The 17,517-nt window shown below is 63.2% G+C and carries 14 protein-coding genes; 3 read left to right on the top strand and 11 right to left on the bottom strand.

Going from position 1 to position 17,517, the window contains the following annotated elements:
* Positions 1-23 precede the first annotated feature (23 nt).
* The gene (locus AC07FD_RS21560) at positions 24-1,478 is read left to right on the top strand and encodes a glutamate synthase subunit beta (RefSeq protein ID WP_478351464.1); all 1,455 of its coding nucleotides are present in this window, start codon (positions 24-26) and stop codon (positions 1,476-1,478) included.
* A gap of 95 nt (positions 1,479-1,573) precedes the next feature.
* Here the strand turns inward: AC07FD_RS21560 and AC07FD_RS21555 are convergent, their stop codons facing one another.
* Positions 1,574-2,797 carry an SGNH/GDSL hydrolase family protein gene (locus tag AC07FD_RS21555; RefSeq protein ID WP_478351463.1) on the bottom strand — a complete coding sequence of 408 codons (1,224 nt, stop codon included), beginning with the start codon at positions 2,795-2,797 and terminating at the stop codon, positions 1,574-1,576.
* 126 nt (positions 2,798-2,923) lie between these two features.
* Positions 2,924-4,144 carry a lytic murein transglycosylase gene (locus AC07FD_RS21550; RefSeq protein ID WP_477228003.1) on the bottom strand — a complete coding sequence of 407 codons (1,221 nt, stop codon included), beginning with the start codon at positions 4,142-4,144 and terminating at the stop codon, positions 2,924-2,926.
* A gap of 209 nt (positions 4,145-4,353) precedes the next feature.
* On the opposite strand from AC07FD_RS21550, the gene galU reads away from it, so the two are divergent.
* On the top strand, positions 4,354-5,259 hold the full coding sequence (gene galU / locus AC07FD_RS21545; protein WP_457150800.1) for a UTP--glucose-1-phosphate uridylyltransferase GalU: 906 nt from the start codon (positions 4,354-4,356) through the stop codon (positions 5,257-5,259).
* Between the two features lie 70 nt (positions 5,260-5,329).
* Here galU and AC07FD_RS21540 read toward each other — a convergent pair whose 3' ends face one another.
* Positions 5,330-7,120 (bottom strand): outer membrane beta-barrel protein, encoded by a 1,791-nt coding sequence (locus AC07FD_RS21540; protein WP_478351462.1) that lies wholly within the window; start codon positions 7,118-7,120, stop codon positions 5,330-5,332.
* Between the two features lie 227 nt (positions 7,121-7,347).
* Between AC07FD_RS21540 and AC07FD_RS21535 the strand changes: the two genes are divergently transcribed.
* Positions 7,348-8,349 (top strand): KpsF/GutQ family sugar-phosphate isomerase, encoded by a 1,002-nt coding sequence (locus AC07FD_RS21535; RefSeq protein WP_478351461.1) that lies wholly within the window; start codon positions 7,348-7,350, stop codon positions 8,347-8,349.
* A 3-nt stretch (positions 8,350-8,352) separates the two neighbouring features.
* On the opposite strand, the gene AC07FD_RS21530 is transcribed toward AC07FD_RS21535, so the two are convergent.
* The 8 genes from AC07FD_RS21530 to AC07FD_RS21495 form a co-directional block, all read right to left on the bottom strand.
* Positions 8,353-8,817, bottom strand: coding sequence for an NfeD family protein (locus AC07FD_RS21530; RefSeq protein WP_478351460.1), 465 nt, complete (start codon positions 8,815-8,817; stop codon positions 8,353-8,355).
* Between the two features lie 13 nt (positions 8,818-8,830).
* On the bottom strand, positions 8,831-9,781 hold the full coding sequence (locus AC07FD_RS21525; protein WP_478351459.1) for an SPFH domain-containing protein: 951 nt from the start codon (positions 9,779-9,781) through the stop codon (positions 8,831-8,833).
* A gap of 118 nt (positions 9,782-9,899) precedes the next feature.
* On the bottom strand, positions 9,900-11,114 hold the full coding sequence (locus AC07FD_RS21520) for an NAD(P)/FAD-dependent oxidoreductase (protein WP_478351458.1): 1,215 nt from the start codon (positions 11,112-11,114) through the stop codon (positions 9,900-9,902).
* Positions 11,115-11,166: 52 nt separating this feature from the next.
* Positions 11,167-12,231 carry a ferrochelatase gene (gene hemH / locus AC07FD_RS21515; RefSeq protein WP_478351457.1) on the bottom strand — a complete coding sequence of 355 codons (1,065 nt, stop codon included), beginning with the start codon at positions 12,229-12,231 and terminating at the stop codon, positions 11,167-11,169.
* A gap of 263 nt (positions 12,232-12,494) precedes the next feature.
* Positions 12,495-14,396 carry a 5'-nucleotidase C-terminal domain-containing protein gene (locus AC07FD_RS21510; protein WP_478351456.1) on the bottom strand — a complete coding sequence of 634 codons (1,902 nt, stop codon included), beginning with the start codon at positions 14,394-14,396 and terminating at the stop codon, positions 12,495-12,497.
* 192 nt (positions 14,397-14,588) lie between these two features.
* Positions 14,589-14,966, bottom strand: a complete 378-nt coding sequence (gene omp10 / locus AC07FD_RS21505; protein WP_095084566.1) for an outer membrane lipoprotein Omp10 — start codon at positions 14,964-14,966, stop codon at positions 14,589-14,591.
* Positions 14,967-15,053: 87 nt separating this feature from the next.
* The gene (locus tag AC07FD_RS21500; protein WP_478351455.1) at positions 15,054-16,499 is read right to left on the bottom strand and encodes a homospermidine synthase; all 1,446 of its coding nucleotides are present in this window, start codon (positions 16,497-16,499) and stop codon (positions 15,054-15,056) included.
* Positions 16,500-16,683: 184 nt separating this feature from the next.
* A complete protein-coding gene (locus AC07FD_RS21495; RefSeq protein ID WP_095084564.1) occupies positions 16,684-17,430 on the bottom strand; it encodes an SDR family NAD(P)-dependent oxidoreductase in 747 nt (248 codons plus the stop codon).
* Positions 17,431-17,517: the final 87 nt, after the last annotated feature.

Raw genomic sequence — 17,517 nt, 5'->3', positions numbered from 1 at the left:
ATCTGGACAGCAGGAACTGGACTATGGGCAAGGTAACAGGCTTTCTCGAAATCGACCGGCAGGTGCACAAGTACCAGCCGGCCTCTGACCGCATCCGGCATTTCCGCGAATTCACGCTGCCGATGTCGGACAAGGAGGTCGAGAAACAGGCCGCGCGCTGTATGGATTGCGGCATTCCGTTCTGCCACGGACCGACAGGCTGCCCGATCCACAACCAGATCCCGGACTGGAACGACCTCGTCTACAATGGCGATTGGGACAACGCGATCCGCAACCTGCATTCGACCAACAACTTCCCGGAGTTCACCGGCCGCATCTGTCCCGCGCCCTGCGAGGAAGCCTGCACGCTGAACCTCGAGGACATCCCCGTCGCCATCAAGACGGTCGAGCAGGCGATCGCCGATAAGGCCTATGAGACCGGCCATATCAGGCCCTATCCGCCGGAGAAGAAGACGGGAAAGCGCGTCGCCGTTGTCGGCTCCGGTCCGGCCGGCATGGCGGCTGCCCAGCAGCTTGGCCGCGCCGGCCACGACGTTCATGTCTATGAGCGCGAAAGCCGGCCGGGCGGGCTGATGCGCTACGGCATTCCCGACTTCAAAATCGAGAAGCACTATATCGACCGGCGCATCGAGCAGATGCAGGGCGAGGGCGTGACCTTCCATTGCGGCGTCAATGTCGGTGTCGACAAGCCGGTTGCCGAGCTGCTCGCCGAACATGACGCCGTGCTCTATTGCGGCGGTTCCGAAACGCCGCGCGCGGCCGGCATCCCGGGAGACGATCTCGGCGGCGTGCATGATGCGATGCCCTATCTGGTGCAGCAGAACAGGCGGGTCGGCGGCGAGCCGATCCAGTCCGTGGCCTGGCCGTCACATCCGATCATCGCCGGCGGCCAACATGTCGTCGTCGTCGGCGGCGGCGATACCGCGTCCGACTGCGTCGGCACCGCCTTCCGCCAAGGCGCCGTGCGCGTCACCCAGCTCGACATCCGCCCGCAGCCGCCCGAGAAGGAAGACAAGCTGTCGGTATGGCCCTACTGGGCGACCAAGATGCGCACCTCGTCCTCGCAGGCCGAAGGGGCGGAGCGCGAATTCCAGGTGGCGACGCTCGAGTTCATCGGCGAGGAGGGTCAACTGACCGGCGTCAAGTGCTGCGAGGTCGACGAGAAGCGCAAGCCGATCGCCGGCACGGAATTCGTCATCCGAGCAGATCTCGCCTTCATCGCCATTGGCTTTGCCGGCCCGACCATCGCCGGCCTGGTGTCGGAATTGGACGGCCAGATGAAGATCGTCACCGACAGCCGCCGTTCCAGGAACGTCGAAGCCAATGATCGCGACTATAGGACCAGCGTCGACAGGCTCTATGCGGCGGGCGACGTGCGTCGCGGCCAGTCGCTGGTCGTCTGGGCGATCCGCGAGGGTCGCCAGGCGGCGCGCTCGATCGACGAGGCCTTGATGGGGTCCACCGTACTGCCCAGCTGAGCCCGTTGGAAATTCTACTCCCGCAGCCATCTGGAGGCGTTTTCTGCGCTTCCGGTGCTCGCGGGAGCGAATTTCGAAACGGGCTCAGGGAGCTTCTAAGGGTTTATCGACGTCGTCGTGCCGGGTGCGGCCACAGCCGCCGCAGGCTGCGGCCGGGGTGGCCAGGAGAAATCGTCGGCGCGGCCGGGCGAGGCTTCCGGGGCCTTGCCTTCGACCACCAGTTTTTCACCGGGCAGATCCTGATTGGGCTTTGGCTGCGGCGCCGCGCCCAGAAGTTCGGAGCCGCCGTCGAGTGCCGGATCGCTGAGCAGCATCGGCGCGGTGCGGTCGATGACGATGGGCGCGGCGGCCGGCCCAGGCGCCTCGACGGGCGCGCCCGCCGGTGCGGTCGCCGGGGTTACGCTTCCGGGGGCGGCGAGGCCGAGGATCTTCATCAGCGGCTTTTCGGTATAGAAGGCGAGCTTGCGTTTGCCGGCCTTCGAGACGTTGATGCCGTCGTCGGCACGCAGCCGCACGGGCTGGCCGTTCATGTCGGGGCCGCTGGTGACGAAGGCGCCGTTCTCGTCGACAAAGCCGTCCCAGACGTCGACGAATTCGCCGCCATGGCTTTCGGTGGCCTGATGGTAGATGTCGTTGAAGGCCAACATGTCGGAGGTCATCTTCGGCACCCGGAAGGCCGGCATGCCAACCCACAGGAAGGGCACCTTGGCGTCGGCGATGGCCTTGCCGAGCGCATCGGTGCGGCGCTCGTATTCCTTGGTCCAGTTCTCGGACCGGGGCTGCTCGCGCACATCCCCCACCTTCATCTGCTGACGGTCGTTGGAACCCAGCATGACGACGACGGCGGCCGGTTTTTCGGTATCGATCAGCGCCTTGATCTGTTCGGGCCAGTTGTAGAAATCATCGCGTACGAAGCCGGACGAGCCATTGCTGCGAGCCACGATCCTGATGCCGGTGTTCTCGGCAAAGGCGGTGTCGAGGCCTTCGGCAAGCCCGGACGCCATGAAATCGCCGACCACCAGGACGGTACGGGCATCCGGGACTTTCTCGGCGATCGGCATTTGCGGCTCGGCCGGCGCACGCGGGACGCGGGGTTTGCGCGGCTTTGGCTTCGCCTTCTGGATGTTCAGCGGCGGCTCGATCCGCTCGCTGCGGCGTGGGAACAAAAGGTCGCGCAACGACCAGCCGCGGTATTGCTGCTCCTGCGCCATGGCCGGCGCATGGAAGGCGCCAGCCAAGCCGACGGCGATAACGACGACGGCCAGAATCAGCACCGGCATGCGACGAACAAGCCCTGCGATGCGCGCAGCCGAAGCCAATCGTTTCCTCCATCCCGTGGCGCACTGCCTTGAAAAGTCGCGTCGACTTTCGAAGGTCATTGCACCATACAGATTGCTACAGTGTCCTTTGCGCGTCCGAAAGGCCGCGTGGCACCGCAGGTGGCCCTATTTCTGCCTGAGCCACTTCAGCACTTCCATGCTCGGATAGCCGTCCTGGGCCAATCCGGCCTTGGCCTGGAAGGCCATGATGGCGGTTTTCGAGCCGTCGCCGATCTTGCCATCGAATTTGCCGTCGTAGAGCCCGTGCTGGGAAAGCCGCTTCTGCAGCTCCTGCCTTTCCTCGAAAGTGAGCTTGGTGAAAGGCCGCTTCCAGTCCTGCACGAGACCGCTGGAGCCGGCGATTTCGTCGGCGAGAAGACCGACGGCAAGCGCATATTTGTCGGCATTGTTGTAGGCCTTGATGACCGAGAAATTCTTGACCATCAGGAAGGCTGGCCCGCCGCGACCGTCCGGCACTTTCAGCGTCGCCTTGTCGGAGCCGTTCTTGAACGGCTTGCCGTTGGCCCTGGCAACGCCGAGCGCCTGCCATTGCGACAGCGTCTTAGAACCGCCAGGAAGCTTGCCGGCCGGCAAGGTGACCTCATAGCCCCAGGTCTTGCCGGCCTGCCAGCCATTCTTCTTCAACAGGTTGGCCGCCGTCGCCAGCGCATCGGGGATCGAATTCCAGATGTCGCGCTTGCCGTTGCCGTCCATGTCGACGGCATAGTGCAGATAGCTGGTCGGGATGAACTGGGTGTGGCCCATGGCGCCGGCCCAGGATCCGCTCAGATGGCTTTCGTCGATATCGCCGGTCTGCAGGATCTTCAGCGCGGCGATCAACTGGGTGCGGGCGAATTTTGCCCGCTTCGGATCGGCATAGGCCAGGGTCGCCAGCGAGCGCACGACGTTGCGCATGATGTCGTCGCGCTTGAGGATTTCGCCATAGTTCGATTCCATCGACCAGATGGCGAGCAGGATGTAGCGGTCGACGCCGAACCTGGCCTCGATCCTGTCCAGCCATGGCTTCCACTTCTTGGCCATTTGCTGGCCGACGGCGACAGACTGGTCATGGACGCGGTTGTCGAAATAGTCCCAGGCAGGCGCGGTGAATTCAGGCTGCGTACGCGCCTTTTCCAGCACCACCGGGTCGATATCCCTGATGTCCCTGAAGGCCTGGTCGTAGAGGGCACCGGAAACGCCGCTCTGCACGGCTGTGGCGCGGAAGCCGGCGACCCACTGCCGGAAACCGGCATCGGCGAAAGCCGGGCCGGGCATCAGCAGGGCGAGCGAGAGGCTGGCTGCCGCGATGACGCTGGTAAAACGCTTTGCGGCACTGCGAACGGACATCTTTTCCCCTTTCTCTGTCTCAGGAAAGACCATTCATCGCCGAACCAGGTTAGGAATTAGTTTACCATAGGTGCTGCCGGGAACGAAAAGACGCCTCAAAGCTTTACCGGGGAATGTTCCCCTCAGTTGCTCGGTAGTCCTCAATTCCGGCGTGAAAATGTCTTGAAACGGGGATTGCGGAGCAGGCCATCAAATGGATAATTGACAGCATGAAGAGAGTTCGCAAGGCAGTCTTCCCGGTCGCCGGTCTCGGCACACGGTTTCTCCCGGCCACCAAGGCCATCCCCAAGGAAATGCTGACGGTCGTCGACCGGCCAGTGATCCAATATGTGGTGGATGAGGCGCGCGAGGCCGGTATCGAGCATTTCATCTTCGTCACCGGCCGAAACAAGGCCGTCATCGAGGACCATTTCGACGTCCAGTTCGAGCTCTATGACACGCTGGCCCAGCGCGGCAAGGACGACCAGCTCGCCCGCCTGCAGCGCCTGCAGCCGGCGCCAGGGCAGACCAGCTTCACCCGCCAGCAGGTGCCGCTCGGCCTTGGCCATGCCGTCTGGTGCGCGCGCGAGCTGGTCGGCGACGAACCGTTCGCCCTTTTGTTGCCCGACATGATCATGCAGTCAGAACAGAGCTGCATGAAGGACATGGTCGAGCTCTACCAGGAAACCGGCAACAACATCATCGCGGTGCAGGAATGCGACCCGGCCGAAGCCCACAAATACGGCATCGTCGGCCGTGGCGAGGACACGCATCACGGCTTCCGCATCACCGAGATGGTGGAAAAGCCGAAGACCGGCACCGCACCGTCCAATCTCTACATCAACGGCCGCTACATCCTGCAGCCCGAGATCTTCAAGATCCTGGAAGGCCAGGAAAAGGGCGCCGGCAACGAGATCCAGCTCACCGACGCGATGCTGAAGCTGGAAAAGCAGCAGCCCTTCTACGGCTACCACTATCAGGGCCGTACCTTCGATTGCGGATCGCCGGAAGGCTTCGTCGAGGCCAACGTCGCCTTCGCTTTGTGGCGCAGCGACATGAACGAGAACATGGCCGGCGTCATCCGCACGCTTCTCGACGAACTGAAGCCATCAGAGCGTCGCGGTGCCGCCTTCTAAGGCTATGTCGATATCAAGGTGATGCCGGGCTCACCTGAATCTCGGCATAGGCTTGGTGCGTGTGCAGACCTTAGCGCTGCACCTTTACGCCCAGGAAGATGCTGTTGGCGGTGTAGTCGCGGCCCGGCAGATTGCTGGTCAGCTTTTCGGTCCTCACCCGGGTGGTGAGGCCGGCATAGCGGTTCAGCCACCATGTCAGGCCCGCCTCGGCGCTCAGGGTCCTGTCATGGCCCTCGACGCCGATATAATCGCGCCAATCAAGGCCCAGAGCCGCATTTCCGGTGAGGTTGGCGCGGATCTGCCGCTCGCCCGTCAAGCGGCCTGAATAAAGGATATCGCCGCTTTGCCCGGCGATGGTCGTGGGCTCGACGGTGGTCACGCCGGTCAGGCCGATCGTGGTGCCGCGTTCCGGCGACCATTTGAGGTCGGCGTTGACGGTCGCCCCCGAAATCGCTTCGAGCCGATCGTCGTCGATCGCCTCCCGCAGCCAGCCGGCCGAGAATTCGCCCGACAGCTTCTCGCCCATGTCGAGCTCAAGGCCGGCGCGGCCTCCGAGGCGCGTCGAGGAGCGCTCGAAGCCATCGGTGTCGATGCGTTGATCATAGGTCCGGCGACCGACCTCGATTTCGGTGAAGGGGGTGAGTGCCGGAGAAATCTCGTAGCCGGTGCGCAGGGTTGCCGTATAGAGCGTGGAGTCGCGGTCCTTCTGCGACAACGAGGTGCCGTCCGAAAGCTCCGCGTCGCCATAGAAGTCGTGCGTCACCGCGCCGGTCAATGCATAGCGCATCTTGCCGACGTCTTTTTCGATGCCGAGGCTGCCGTCGATGGTCTGCCGCAGCGGTTGTGTGGAGACACCGACAATGGCGTTCGGCGAGGAGGCATCTTCCGGTACAGCCTCGTAGCCAAGCTTGGCAATCGCACGCAGCTCGTTGTCGAGGTCGACGTTGAGCTGGCCTTCTATGCGGCCCTGCTCATCATGAACCGAATAGCCCGACACGGTCTCGCGGAAAAGGCCGTAGCCGTCGATCGTCGCCGAGTTCTCGCGCCAGTCGGAGGCGGCGGAAAAGCGCAGCGCCGTCTCGGACAGCAGCGCCGACGTGCCGGCACTGCTCGCATCGCCGTTCGAGGTGGCGGTCAGGCCCTGTTCGATCGTCGGCCGGATGACGAAAGAGCCCCATTTGACGCCGGTGGCGGCAAACGGATCGTCCTCGGCCTTCGTGTCCTGGCCTTCGATGGAGGCGGTGCGTTCGGCGCCGCGGTCAAGCTTCTGACTGTCGACGCTGTCGATGGTGACGGCGCGGCGGCTGGCTGCCTCCTGATCCGTTTCGGTGGTGTCGTCGTCCGTCGTAGAGGTGGTGGCGCCCGTGGTCGTGGCGTCTGTGGCCGCGGTCGTCGACTTTTTCTTCCTCGACTTGCCGGTCGCCTTGTCCTTGGCCGGATCCGCTGCATTTTGGCTGGCGGTTGATGGTCGGCGGCGAGGCTTTGGCGGTGCCGCGGCATCGGCGGAGGTATCGTCGGTGGCCGAAGGCGGATCGAACACGCTGCCGATCGCGGTCGCGGCGCCGGCGTCCGTGTCATCAGGCACCGCGCCGGCGCTGGCCGGCAGGTAGGTTCGTGCCGGCGCATTGTCCTGCGCCGCGTTGACCGGCGCCTGCTGGCCTTGGGCTGCCAGAGCCAGCTGCCTCGCCTTGCGCTGCTGGTCGGACAGGATTGCCGTTTCGGAAACCTCGCCGCGCAGCTCCGTTTCCTGGGCATGGAGCGCCGTCGGGCGCAGCAAGGCAAGCATGCTGGTCGCCAGCAGCAAGGCGCAGGCAGCCTTGCCCTTTCGTCCTCCTGATTTTTCTGGCTGGCCCCCGGACATCGTCACCACTGCTTGCGCGGCGCACGCGCGCCATACTTACCGAACCGTAAATGGGGATGGTTAACGGAGGGTTGAGGCTGGAGGTCGTCAGCGGCCTCAAGTACCGATTTCCAAAGGGTTTCACGGCGTGCGTTAAGCCTTTTGCTTGCGTGCTTGTCACTGTCCCTAGCCATCGTGGGGCCATTTCTGTTGGACAGGCGGGCGGCAACGCGCTAATCGCATCAGCCATGCATGCGGGATCCCTGAATAAGAAGCCTTTGGACAGGCAAGCCGCGATCGCTTCGGCGCTGAGAACGGTGGCAACGGAGCAGGCTGGTGTCGCGGCCCTTGCCGAGGCACTCGAGAACGGACTGGCTGAGCCTTTCGCCCAGGCCGTCGAGATGATCTCGAAGATCGAGGGTCGGCTGATCGTCACCGGCGTCGGCAAAAGCGGCCATATCGGTTCGAAGATCGCGGCGACGCTAGCCTCGACCGGCACACCGGCCTTTTTCGTCCATCCCGCCGAAGCCAATCACGGCGATCTCGGTATGATTGCCAGGGACGATGCCATCATCGCCATGTCGTGGTCGGGTGAGAGCAAGGAACTGATGGGCATTGTCGCCTATTCGAGGCGCTTCTCCATTCCGCTTATAGCCATCACTGCCGGAGAGACATCGGCGCTGGCGCGGGCCGCGGACGTCGTGCTGCTGCTGCCCCGCGCGCCTGAGGCCTGTCCACACGGCCTGGCGCCGACGACCTCGACGCTGCTGCAACTGGTGATGGGCGATGCGCTGGCGATCGCCCTGCTCGAAGCGCGCGGCTTCACGCCGGACCATTTCCGCACCTTTCACCCCGGTGGTCAGCTCGGCGCCAACCTGACGCAGATCCACGAGATCATGCATGTCGGCGACAGGCTGCCGCTGGTGGCCACGGGCACCGGCATGCAGGATGCTATCCTTGAACTGTCGCGCAAGGGATTTGGTTGCGTGGCGATCACCGACGCCGACGGCGCGCTGGTCGGCATCATCACCGACGGTGACATAAGGCGTCACATCGGCAGCAATCTGCTGGCGATGACGGTGGATGAGGTGATGACAAAAGGACCGAAGACGGCGTCGCCGGACACGTTGGTGGCAACGGCGCTGCAGACGATCAACAATTCTTCCATCACCAGTCTGATGGTGGTGGAAGGCAGACTGCCGGTGGGCCTCATCCACCTGCACGATCTCCTGCGTATAGGCGCAGCCTAAGCGTCAGACCCGCTCCACGGTCAGTTCCAGATCCGTGTCGGCCGCAGCCGTCACCCGCACCTGCGTGCCTGCCGGCAGGTCCGGGCCGGAGACACGCCACAGCGTATCGCCCAGCTTGATGCGGCCACGCCCGTCCCGGATCGGTTCGGCTAGCGTCGCCATCTTGCCGACCATCTGCGAGCCGCGCCGGTTGAGCAGCGGCTGGTCGGTCGGATCATCGTGACCACCGACCAGTTTCTTGCCGACATAGGCCGAGACCAGTGACAGCGCCAGGAAGGCGAGAACCTGGACCTGCCAGGTCCAGAAACCGGCATCCCAGATCAACAGCGACACCGCGCCGATGATCAGGGCGGCGATGCCGATCCACAGCATGAAGATGCCTGGTGCGATGATTTCCATCACCAGCAGGACGAAGCCCAGAACCATCCAGTTCCACGGGCCGAGTTCGGAAATGATGCGGTCCAACATGGGAGTATGCCCCTCAGTTCTCGCTTGGGCGAACCACCGGCGGGCGTGCGGCCTGCCGGGCAGCGCCGGCCGTGCCTTCGCTGCGGAAGACTTCCTTGGCGATTTCGCCAATACCGCCAAGCGTGCCGATCAGCGACGAGGCTTCCATCGGCATCAGCACGATCTTGCTGTTGATGGCCGTGCCGATCTTGCCGAGCGCTTCGGTGTATTTCAGCGCCACGAAGTAGTTCAGCGCCTGCACGTCGCCTTTCGAGATCGCTTCCGACACCACCTGCGTGGCGCGCGCTTCGGCTTCAGCCGAGCGCTCGCGCGCCTCGGCGTCGCGGAAGGCGGCTTCCTTGCGGCCTTCGGCTTCGAGGATCTGTGACTGCTTGAGGCCCTCGGCGGCGAGGATCTGCGCGCGCTTGTTGCGCTCGGCCGTCATCTGCCGGCCCATCGATTCGATGAGATTGGCCGGCGGGTTGATGTCCTTGATCTCGACGCGGGTGATCTTGATGCCCCACGGATGCGCTGCTTCGTCGACGACGCGCAGCAGCCGTTCGTTGATGGCGTCGCGGTTCGACAACAGCTCGTCCAGGTCCATCGAGCCCATGACGGTACGGATGTTGGTCATCGTCAGGTTGAGGATGGCGTTCTGCAAGCCAGCAACCTGATAGGCGGCCTGTGCCGCATTGAGGATCTGGTAGAAGGCGATGCCGTCGACACCGACGATGGCGTTGTCGCGGGTAATGATTTCCTGGCTCGGAACGTCGAGCACCTGCTCCATCATGTTCATCTTGGCACCGATGCGGTCGACGAACGGCGTGATGAGATTGAGGCCAGGACTCAGTGTCTTGGTGTAACGGCCAAAACGTTCGACCGTATAGTTATAGCCTTGCGGAATTGTCTTGATGCCTTTGAACAGCACCAGCACGACAAGCGCGACCAAAACAATGACCGCAATATCGAAACCACTGAAATCCATTTGGCTCTCCCTCAGAGGCAGGCCGCGAAAGCCATTCTCGCGCAGCCGGCTTCACCAAAGACTTAAGTGTGTTTCAGGAACGTTACAATCAGGTGATGATGGATTGTTTGTGGGTCTGCTATCGACGGTTGAAGGCAAACAACTCTGCATCCGTGTCGCTCTGCCCGTTGACTGAGGCCGAGACAATCTCGGAAGCGATCTGCGAGAACGTGATGCCGTTGCCGCCGTAACCCATCACGGCATGGATGCGCGGGTGCCTGGGAATGGCGCCGATATAGGGCAGGCCGGTGGTCGTGGTGCCGAACGAACCGGTCCAGGCGAATTCGGGCCTGACGTCGAGATGCGGGAACAGCCGCCCAAGTTTTTCGGCGATGCGTGCAGTCTTGTCGGCGATCAACTCGTCGCGTCGCGCCTCGTCGACAAAATCCTCGTCCTCGCCACCACAGACGACCCTGCCATCGGCCGTCGCGCGCATGTAAAGATATGGGTCCGACGCCTCCCAGATGAACGCTGCCCGCCGCCAGATCTTTCGCGGTTGCGGGCGTGTCGCGATCGCCCATGTCGAGATGATCCGGTGGGCGGCCGCCGGCACGATGTCGACCAGTTCGTAGCCAGTGGCCAAAACAACATGCCGTGCCGTGATGGTGGGGCCATCCCTGGTTGCCACGACCACCTCGTCGGCACTGTCCTCGATTGCCGTCGCTTCAACGGGAGCATAGAAGCGTGCCTTGTGCTCCGCGGCCTTCAGCAGCAGCCCGGCCGTCAGCTTGCGCGGATCAAGCGCGATGTTGCCGTGACTGAGGATGGCGGCTTCGCGGTCGATGCCGAATTTCTCCGCCAGCGGTGCCGCGGTGAGATAGGTCGCGGCGATGCCTGCCTGTCTTCGTGCCTCGGCCTCGTCCCGGAGTTCCGACGGGCCGAGCAGAGTGCCCGCCAGATAGAGCGACGGGTTGCGGCTCGGGCTGCAGTTGATGTCGAGTTCGGCAATGCGGGCAGCGAGGTTGGAAACGGCGAGCCGCGAGCGCCGCCAGGCCTGCTCCGCCGAGGTCTTGCCGATCATCTTCGAGAGTGTCGAAAGTGGCTGGTCGATTTCGAACTGCACGAGAGCCGTGGTCGCGGACGTCGAGCCTTTCAGCGGGCCGCGCCGGTCGATGCAGATCACCGCATGACCGTGCGCCGTCAACATCTCGGCCGTCATGGCGCCGCTGATGCCCATGCCGACGATCAGCACGTCAGCCTTGGCGTCACGGGTCAGCGCGGCCGTCGGGACAGCAGGCGCCCGGTAGGCGGACCAGACGGGCCGGCCGCTTCTGAGGTCAAGTTTGCGAGGCATCAAAGTCTCCGGAGGTGCTGCACAACGCCCCGGAGCTTGTGTTGTTCCGGCGTCAGACCCAGCCGGACAGTTCGCGCCGTACCATTGCCTCGATCACCGCCATGCCCTCGGTGCTGTCGTTGAGGCAGGGGATGTGGGCGAAGTTCTTGCCGCCGGCATGATGGAAAGTCTCGGCCGCCTCGCGGCCGATCTCGTCCAGTGTCTCGATGCAGTCGACCGAAAAGCCCGGATTGACGATGGCGATCGACTTCACCCCGTCCCTGGCCAGTTTCTCCACGGTCTTGTCGGTATAGGGCTGCAGCCATTCCTGCGCGCCGAAGCGCGACTGGAAGGTGATGATCAGTTTGTTGTCATCCCAGCCAAGCCGTTCGCGCAACAGCCGCGTCGTTTTCTGGCAGTGGCAATGATAAGGGTCGCCCTTCTCGAAATAGGGTTTCGGGATGCCGTGAAAGGAAGCAATGACAACCTCCGGTTCGAAATCCAGCGTTGCCAGATGCCTCTCGATCGAACGCGCCAGCGCTTCGATATAGACCGGTTCGTCGTAGTAAGGCGGCACGCTGCGGATGGCCGGTGCGCGGCGCATCTTCATCAGGGCGCGAAACAGCTGGTCGTTGGCGGTGGCGGTGGTGGTCGCCGAGTACTGCGGATAGAGCGGGAATGAAAGAATGCGGTCGCAGCCCTTTTCGACCAACCCCTGGGCGATGCTCGCGGTCGAAGGATTGCCGTAGCGCATCGCCCAGTCGACGACGACCTCGGGCAGGTCGCGCAACGCCTCGGCCAGCTTTTCGCCCTGGGCGCGGGTGTAGGTGCGCAAGGGCGACTCGTTCCTCTCCCGGTTCCAGATCCGGGCGTAGTTGGCGCCCGACGCCTTCGGCCGCCTGGTGAGCACCAGCCCGTAGAGGATCGGGTACCAGATCGCCTTGTTGAGTTCGATGACGCGTGGATCGGACAGGAATTCACGCAGATAGCGCCACATCGGCTTGAAATCGGTGCCGTCCGGCGTGCCGAGATTGACCAGCATGACCCCGACCTTGCCAGCCTTGACCGTCGGATGCCCCGCGGGCAACGGGCCGCCGGCCTTCGCGGCTTTTGGATCGGCAGGGTTGGATAGGGTCATACCTAGTCTCCGGACACGGCGCGAAACTAGCGATGCCACGCCAGTTTTCAATGCAGCGTCTGGCCGCACCTTAGAACGGTTCAGCTTAGATAGAAGCGCTGAGCCGCTCTAAGGATTTGTTTTTGACGCGATTCCCTGAGGGAATGCGCTACGCGCCTTTCCCGGGAAAACCGCTGCGCACTTTTCCTGGATTTGCTCTGCAGAGAACGAAAAACCCGCCCGGTTTCCCGGGCGGGTGCGTCGTTGAAAGAGGCGAAGCGACCTTACTTTGGCGGGATGGTCAGGGTTGCGCCAAGTGCAAGCCGGTGAGGCCTTTGGCCCTTGTTGGCCTCGTAGATCAGCTTCCATTTGGTCGCGTCGCCATAGGCCTTCTTTGCCAGATCCCAATAGGTGTCGCCGGCAACGATGACATGGCTGCTTTCGGCCGGCGCGGCCTCTGCCGGTTCGGCGGGCGCCGGTGCCGCTTCCGCAGGTTTGGCCGGTTCCGCCGCCGGTGCGGCCTCAGCGGGCTTTGCTGCTTCGGCAGGCTTGGCCGCCGGCGCCGCCGCGACGGTCGCAGCGATCTCCGTGATGCGGCCATCGAGCTTTGGCGTGTAGGGCCGGTGCGCGCCGAGATAATCGGCAACCACCTGTTCGAGGCCCGGACCGTAGTCATAGGCGTTCTTGGCCTTGTCGGCGAAGATCTTGTAGCCGTCGCCACCCTGGCGGACATAGTTGTTGGTGGCGACCAGATAGTCCTTGTCCGGATTGATCTGCGTCCAGGCGCCGCCCTCCATGACTTCCACCGATTTGACGCGACCGGCATTGGGCGCAACCGACCTGTCGAAGGAATATTTCAGGCCGGCGACCTGCGGGAAGCGGCCGGCGCCGTCCTCGATCTGGCTGAGGCCGTTCTCGAGGCCGGCCACCAGGTCCTTGCCGGAAATCTGGAAGGTTGCCAGCGTGTTCTGGAACGGCAGCACGGTCAGCACCTCGCCCATGGTGACGGTGCCTTTGTCGATCGAGGCACGCAGGCCGCCGCCATTGGAGATGACGATCTCGACGCCCTGTCCCTTGACGCGGTCGAGGATGGCGTCGGAGACGAGGTTGCCCATCGCGCACTCACGGGTGCGGCAGTTCTCGCGGCTGCCGTCGATGACGTCGGTGGTCTCGGCCACTTCCTTGTTCTTCAACGCCTCGATCGGCGCGCCAAGCTCCTTGATGCGGGCGAGCACAGCCGGGTCGGGAGTGATCGACTTGTCGAGAAAGATCGGGTCGCCGCTGGCCGATTTGACGACGCCGTTGTCGTCGAACACCACCTTGAATTCGCCGAGATATTTGGAATAGGACGCCGCCTGCACGACCGGCACCTTGTAGCCGTCGGGATTGTCGACCATCGTCGGGTAGGGGCCCTCCGCCTTCGGGTCGGTGTTCGACAGCAGCGAGTGGCTGTGGCCGCCGACGACCACGTCGATGCCCGGGATCTTGGCGATGACGTCGCGCTCGCGCTTGTAGCCGATATGGGTCACGGCGATGATCTTGTTGACGCCTTCGCCCTTCAGCTTCTCGACCTCGGCGGTGATCGACTTGACGTCGTCCTCGATGGTGATGTTGGGGCCGGGGGAAGCGAGTTCCGGGGTGTCATTGGTCACCGCGCCGATGATGCCGATCTTCTGGCCACCGACCTCGACGACAACAGACGGCTTGACGCGGTCGCCGAGCTTGGATTGCGCGTTGGCCTTCACATTGGCGCCGAGCACCGGGAACTTGATCATGTCGAGGAACGGCGCCAACGCCGTCTCGCCATCGTCGAATTCATGGTTGCCGAGCGCCATGGCGTCGAACTTCATCTCGTTGAGGAATTCGCCTTCGACCTTGCCTTTGTAGGTCGTGTAGAACAGCGATCCCTGGAAATTGTCGCCGGCGCTGAGCAGCAGCACGTTCTGGCCTTCCAGCTTCTTGCGTTCCTGGGCGATCGCGGTGATCAGCCGGCCCGCGCCGCCAATGCACTCGCCCTTGGTCTCCTCATCGGCCGAGCAGGTCGATTCATATTTGTTGTTGCCTTCGATGCGGCTGTGCCAGTCGTTGATGTGCAGGATGTTCAACGTGTAGTCGGCAAAGGATGCGCCGGACGACAGAGCGAGCGTCGAGGCGGAGAGGGCGGCAATGGCAGCAAATTTCTTCATCTTCGTCTCCCGGAAGGCTGATCAGAGGCGTTTAACGCTCTTGCTTGACTGGAACATAACAGTCGGCGTTTGGAACCATGTTCCCATCGCGTTCCAGATGACGCAAGCGGAAATCCGGGAACTTTTGCCGGCATAAAAAAGGGACGGCGGCCGATGGCCGCCGTCCCCTTGGGGAAGCGAATACTCGCTGGCTCAGGTGCGCCGTGTCAGCACGAAGTTCTGGCCGCTGGAGCTGGTGCAGTTGAGCTGGCTTGTCGACACCATCAGGCAGTTGAAGCTGACCGCGGTCTGGCGGATCAGCGACGTGCCATTGATCTGCACCGACGTGGCGCCGGTCATGGTGTAGCTGCCATCGGCAAGCTTCTGGCCGGTGTCGGTGGCGACGGTCGTGAAGGTGCCGCTGGCGAAGGTCGAAAGGCCGGTACCCTTGGCGTCGATCCAGGAGCCTTCGACGCCTTTCGGCGAAGCCGCCATCGGCGGTCCATCCGGGCCGCTGGTCGCACAGCCAGCAAGCCCCACTACAGTGGCTGCCGCAACGCTCATCCAAACAATCTTGCGCGCAATGTTCATTTTAAAAAATCCTCTCCTCAGTCCGCATCCCTTCAATCGCCTGATTTCCGGGCGATTGCAAGGCAACGAGGCATGCTGACGGGGCTGCTATCGGACGAGGATGTTGCGGAATTGCCACGGGTCGCTGCGGTCGAGCTCTTCCGGGAACAGGCCGGGCCGGTTATCGAGCGGCGTCCAGTCGGTGTAGTGGCCTTCGACCGGTCCCAGATATTGCGACTGCACTTCCAGGCAGCGCTTGTAGTCCATCTCGTCGGCCTCGACGATGCCGGCTTCAGGGTTTTCCAGGGCCCATACCATGCCGGCCAGAACCGCCGAGGTGACCTGCATACCGGTGGCGTTCTGATAGGGCGCCAGCTTGCGCGCGTCGGCCAGCGAAAGATGTGAGCCGTACCAGTAGGCATTCTTGTCGTGGCCGTAGAGCAGCACGCCGAGTTCGTCGACACCGTCGACCAATTCGTTCTCGTCGAGCACGTGGTGCACCGGCTGAGGCTTGCCGGCGGCGCCGAACATCTCGTCCAGCGACAGCATCGCGTCATTGCAGGGATGATAGGCATAGTGGCAGGTCGGGCGGTATTGAACCTTGCCCTTTTTGGAGCGCACGGTGAAGAAATCGGCGATCGAGATCGCCTCGTTGTGCGTGACAAGCAGGCCGTATTGCGGCCCTGGCGTCGGGCACCATGAACGCACGCGCGTGTTGGCGCCGGGCTGCTCCAGGTAGATGGCGGCCTTCGAACCGTGCTTGTGCTTCTTGGCGTTCTTCGGCATCCACGTCTCATGCGTGCCCCAGCCGAGCTCGGCAGGCTGCAGGCCCTCGGAAATGAAGCCCTCGACCGACCAGGTGTTCCAGAACACAGCCATCGGCTTCGGCTTCTTGGCGCGCTGGGTGTCGCGCTCGGCGATGTGGATGCCCTTGACGCCGGCCTTCTTCATCAGCTTGGCCCAGCCCTCGCGGTCATCCTGCGTAGGCTCAGAAAACTCGAGGCCAAGATCGGTAGCGAGGTTGACCAGCGCCTGCTTGACGAACCACGAGACCATGCCGGGATTGGCGCCGCAGGTGGAGACCGCCGTCGCGCCGCCGGGCTTGTCGTGCTTTTCCTTGATCATCGCTTCGCGCAGCGCATAGTTGGTGCGGCTGGCATTGTCGGCCTGGGCATCGAAATAGAAGCCGAGCCATGGCTCGACGACGGTGTCGATGTAGAGCACGCCGAGCTTGCGGCAGAGCCGCATCAGGTCCACCGAGCCGGTATCGACCGACAGGTTGATGCAAAAGCCCTGGCCACCGCCATTGGTCAGGAGCGGCGTCAAAAGCTTCTTGTAGTTCTTCTCGGTCACCGCGTCCTGGACGAAAGCGATGCCGCGCTCGTCGAGCAGCTTTCGGTCGGTGTCGCGTGGGTCGAGGACCGTCATGCGCGACTTGTCGAACGTGAAATGGCGTTCGATGAGCGGCAGCGTCCCCCGTCCGATCGAGCCGAAGCCGATCATCACCACGGGGCCGGTGATCTCACCATAAACGGGCCAGTTTTCATTCGCCATTTTATCGAGCACTCCTCAAAAAACACTCCGGAACAGCCGCTTGGCCGCGGCGCGACAAACCATAGATCATTGTCACAATAAAGGGAAAAGCAGCGAAACGCCCGGGAACGCAGCTGTGGAAGTGCTCGACGATGCCACCGGGAGGCCATGGCCGCCCGATGGCGGATGTTAAGCCGGCGTCGTATCAGCGAGCGCCGCCGGACGCGTTGATGCGTTCGCCGGTCAGCCACGCCGCCTCGTCCGAGGCGAGGAAGGCCACGGTCGGGGCGATGTCGTCCGGCTTGCCGAAGCGCTGGCCAAGGGGCACGCCAGCGATCAGCATATTGCCGAAATCGGTGCCAACCATACCTTCGGTCATTTCGGTATGGGTATAGCCAGGCGCCACGATGTTGACACGGATGTTGCGGGCTCCGAGTTCTCTCGACAGGCTAAGCGTCAGCGTATCGATCGCCGCTTTGCTGGCCGAATAGAGGCTGGTGTTTGGCACCGGGTTCCAGCTCGAGATCGTGCCGATGTTGACGATGCTGCCGCCGGTCTCGGGGAAGTGGCGCATGGCAGCCTTTGTGGTCAGGATCGTGCCCAGGACGTTGGTGTCGAAGAGCCGCCGATAATCCGCCTCACTGGCTTCCTCGAAAGTGCCGAAGCTGGCGGTCGCGGCGTTGTTGATCAGAATGCTTGGCTTGCCGAATGCGATCTCGGCGGCCTCGAACATCTTCTCGACTTCGGCGGCCTCGGCCACGTCACCCCGAACCGCAGTCGCCTTGCCACCGGCGGCGACGATCTCCTTGACCGTGCGTTCTGCAGCCTCACGGCTGGAGGCGTAGTTAACCACGACAGCGGCGCCTTCCGCCGCCAGCCGTTTGGCGATGCCCGCACCGATGCCGCGCGCGGCGCCGGTGACGATGGCGACCTTGTTGTTGAGCTTGCCCATTTTGGTTCTCCGAATGGATGGATGGTTTTGACAATCGCCCAATTGGCCATTCCTGGATGGGTCAGGTAGAGTGAGTAATGCCATATT

This window comes from Mesorhizobium waitakense (assembly GCF_056431085.1).
This window is presented reverse-complemented; position numbering and strand designations above follow the sequence as displayed.

Excerpts from the sequence above, each read along its gene's own strand:
- galU (WP_457150800.1), top strand. The coding sequence starts at position 4,354 with ATGAAGAGAGTTCGCAAGGCAGTCTTCCCGGTCGCCGGTCTCGGCACA.
- AC07FD_RS21540 (WP_478351462.1), bottom strand. The coding sequence starts at position 7,120 with ATGTCCGGGGGCCAGCCAGAAAAATCAGGAGGACGAAAGGGCAAGGCT.
- AC07FD_RS21500 (WP_478351455.1), bottom strand. The coding sequence starts at position 16,499 with ATGGCGAATGAAAACTGGCCCGTTTATGGTGAGATCACCGGCCCCGTG.
- AC07FD_RS21550 (WP_477228003.1), bottom strand. The coding sequence starts at position 4,144 with ATGTCCGTTCGCAGTGCCGCAAAGCGTTTTACCAGCGTCATCGCGGCA.
- AC07FD_RS21535 (WP_478351461.1), top strand. The coding sequence starts at position 7,348 with ATGCATGCGGGATCCCTGAATAAGAAGCCTTTGGACAGGCAAGCCGCG.
- hemH (WP_478351457.1), bottom strand. The coding sequence starts at position 12,231 with ATGACCCTATCCAACCCTGCCGATCCAAAAGCCGCGAAGGCCGGCGGC.
- AC07FD_RS21520 (WP_478351458.1), bottom strand. The coding sequence starts at position 11,114 with ATGCCTCGCAAACTTGACCTCAGAAGCGGCCGGCCCGTCTGGTCCGCC.
- AC07FD_RS21495 (WP_095084564.1), bottom strand. The coding sequence starts at position 17,430 with ATGGGCAAGCTCAACAACAAGGTCGCCATCGTCACCGGCGCCGCGCGC.
- AC07FD_RS21530 (WP_478351460.1), bottom strand. The coding sequence starts at position 8,817 with ATGTTGGACCGCATCATTTCCGAACTCGGCCCGTGGAACTGGATGGTT.
- AC07FD_RS21510 (WP_478351456.1), bottom strand. The coding sequence starts at position 14,396 with ATGAAGAAATTTGCTGCCATTGCCGCCCTCTCCGCCTCGACGCTCGCT.
- AC07FD_RS21525 (WP_478351459.1), bottom strand. The coding sequence starts at position 9,781 with ATGGATTTCAGTGGTTTCGATATTGCGGTCATTGTTTTGGTCGCGCTT.
- omp10 (WP_095084566.1), bottom strand. The coding sequence starts at position 14,966 with ATGAACATTGCGCGCAAGATTGTTTGGATGAGCGTTGCGGCAGCCACT.
- AC07FD_RS21560 (WP_478351464.1), top strand. The coding sequence starts at position 24 with ATGGGCAAGGTAACAGGCTTTCTCGAAATCGACCGGCAGGTGCACAAG.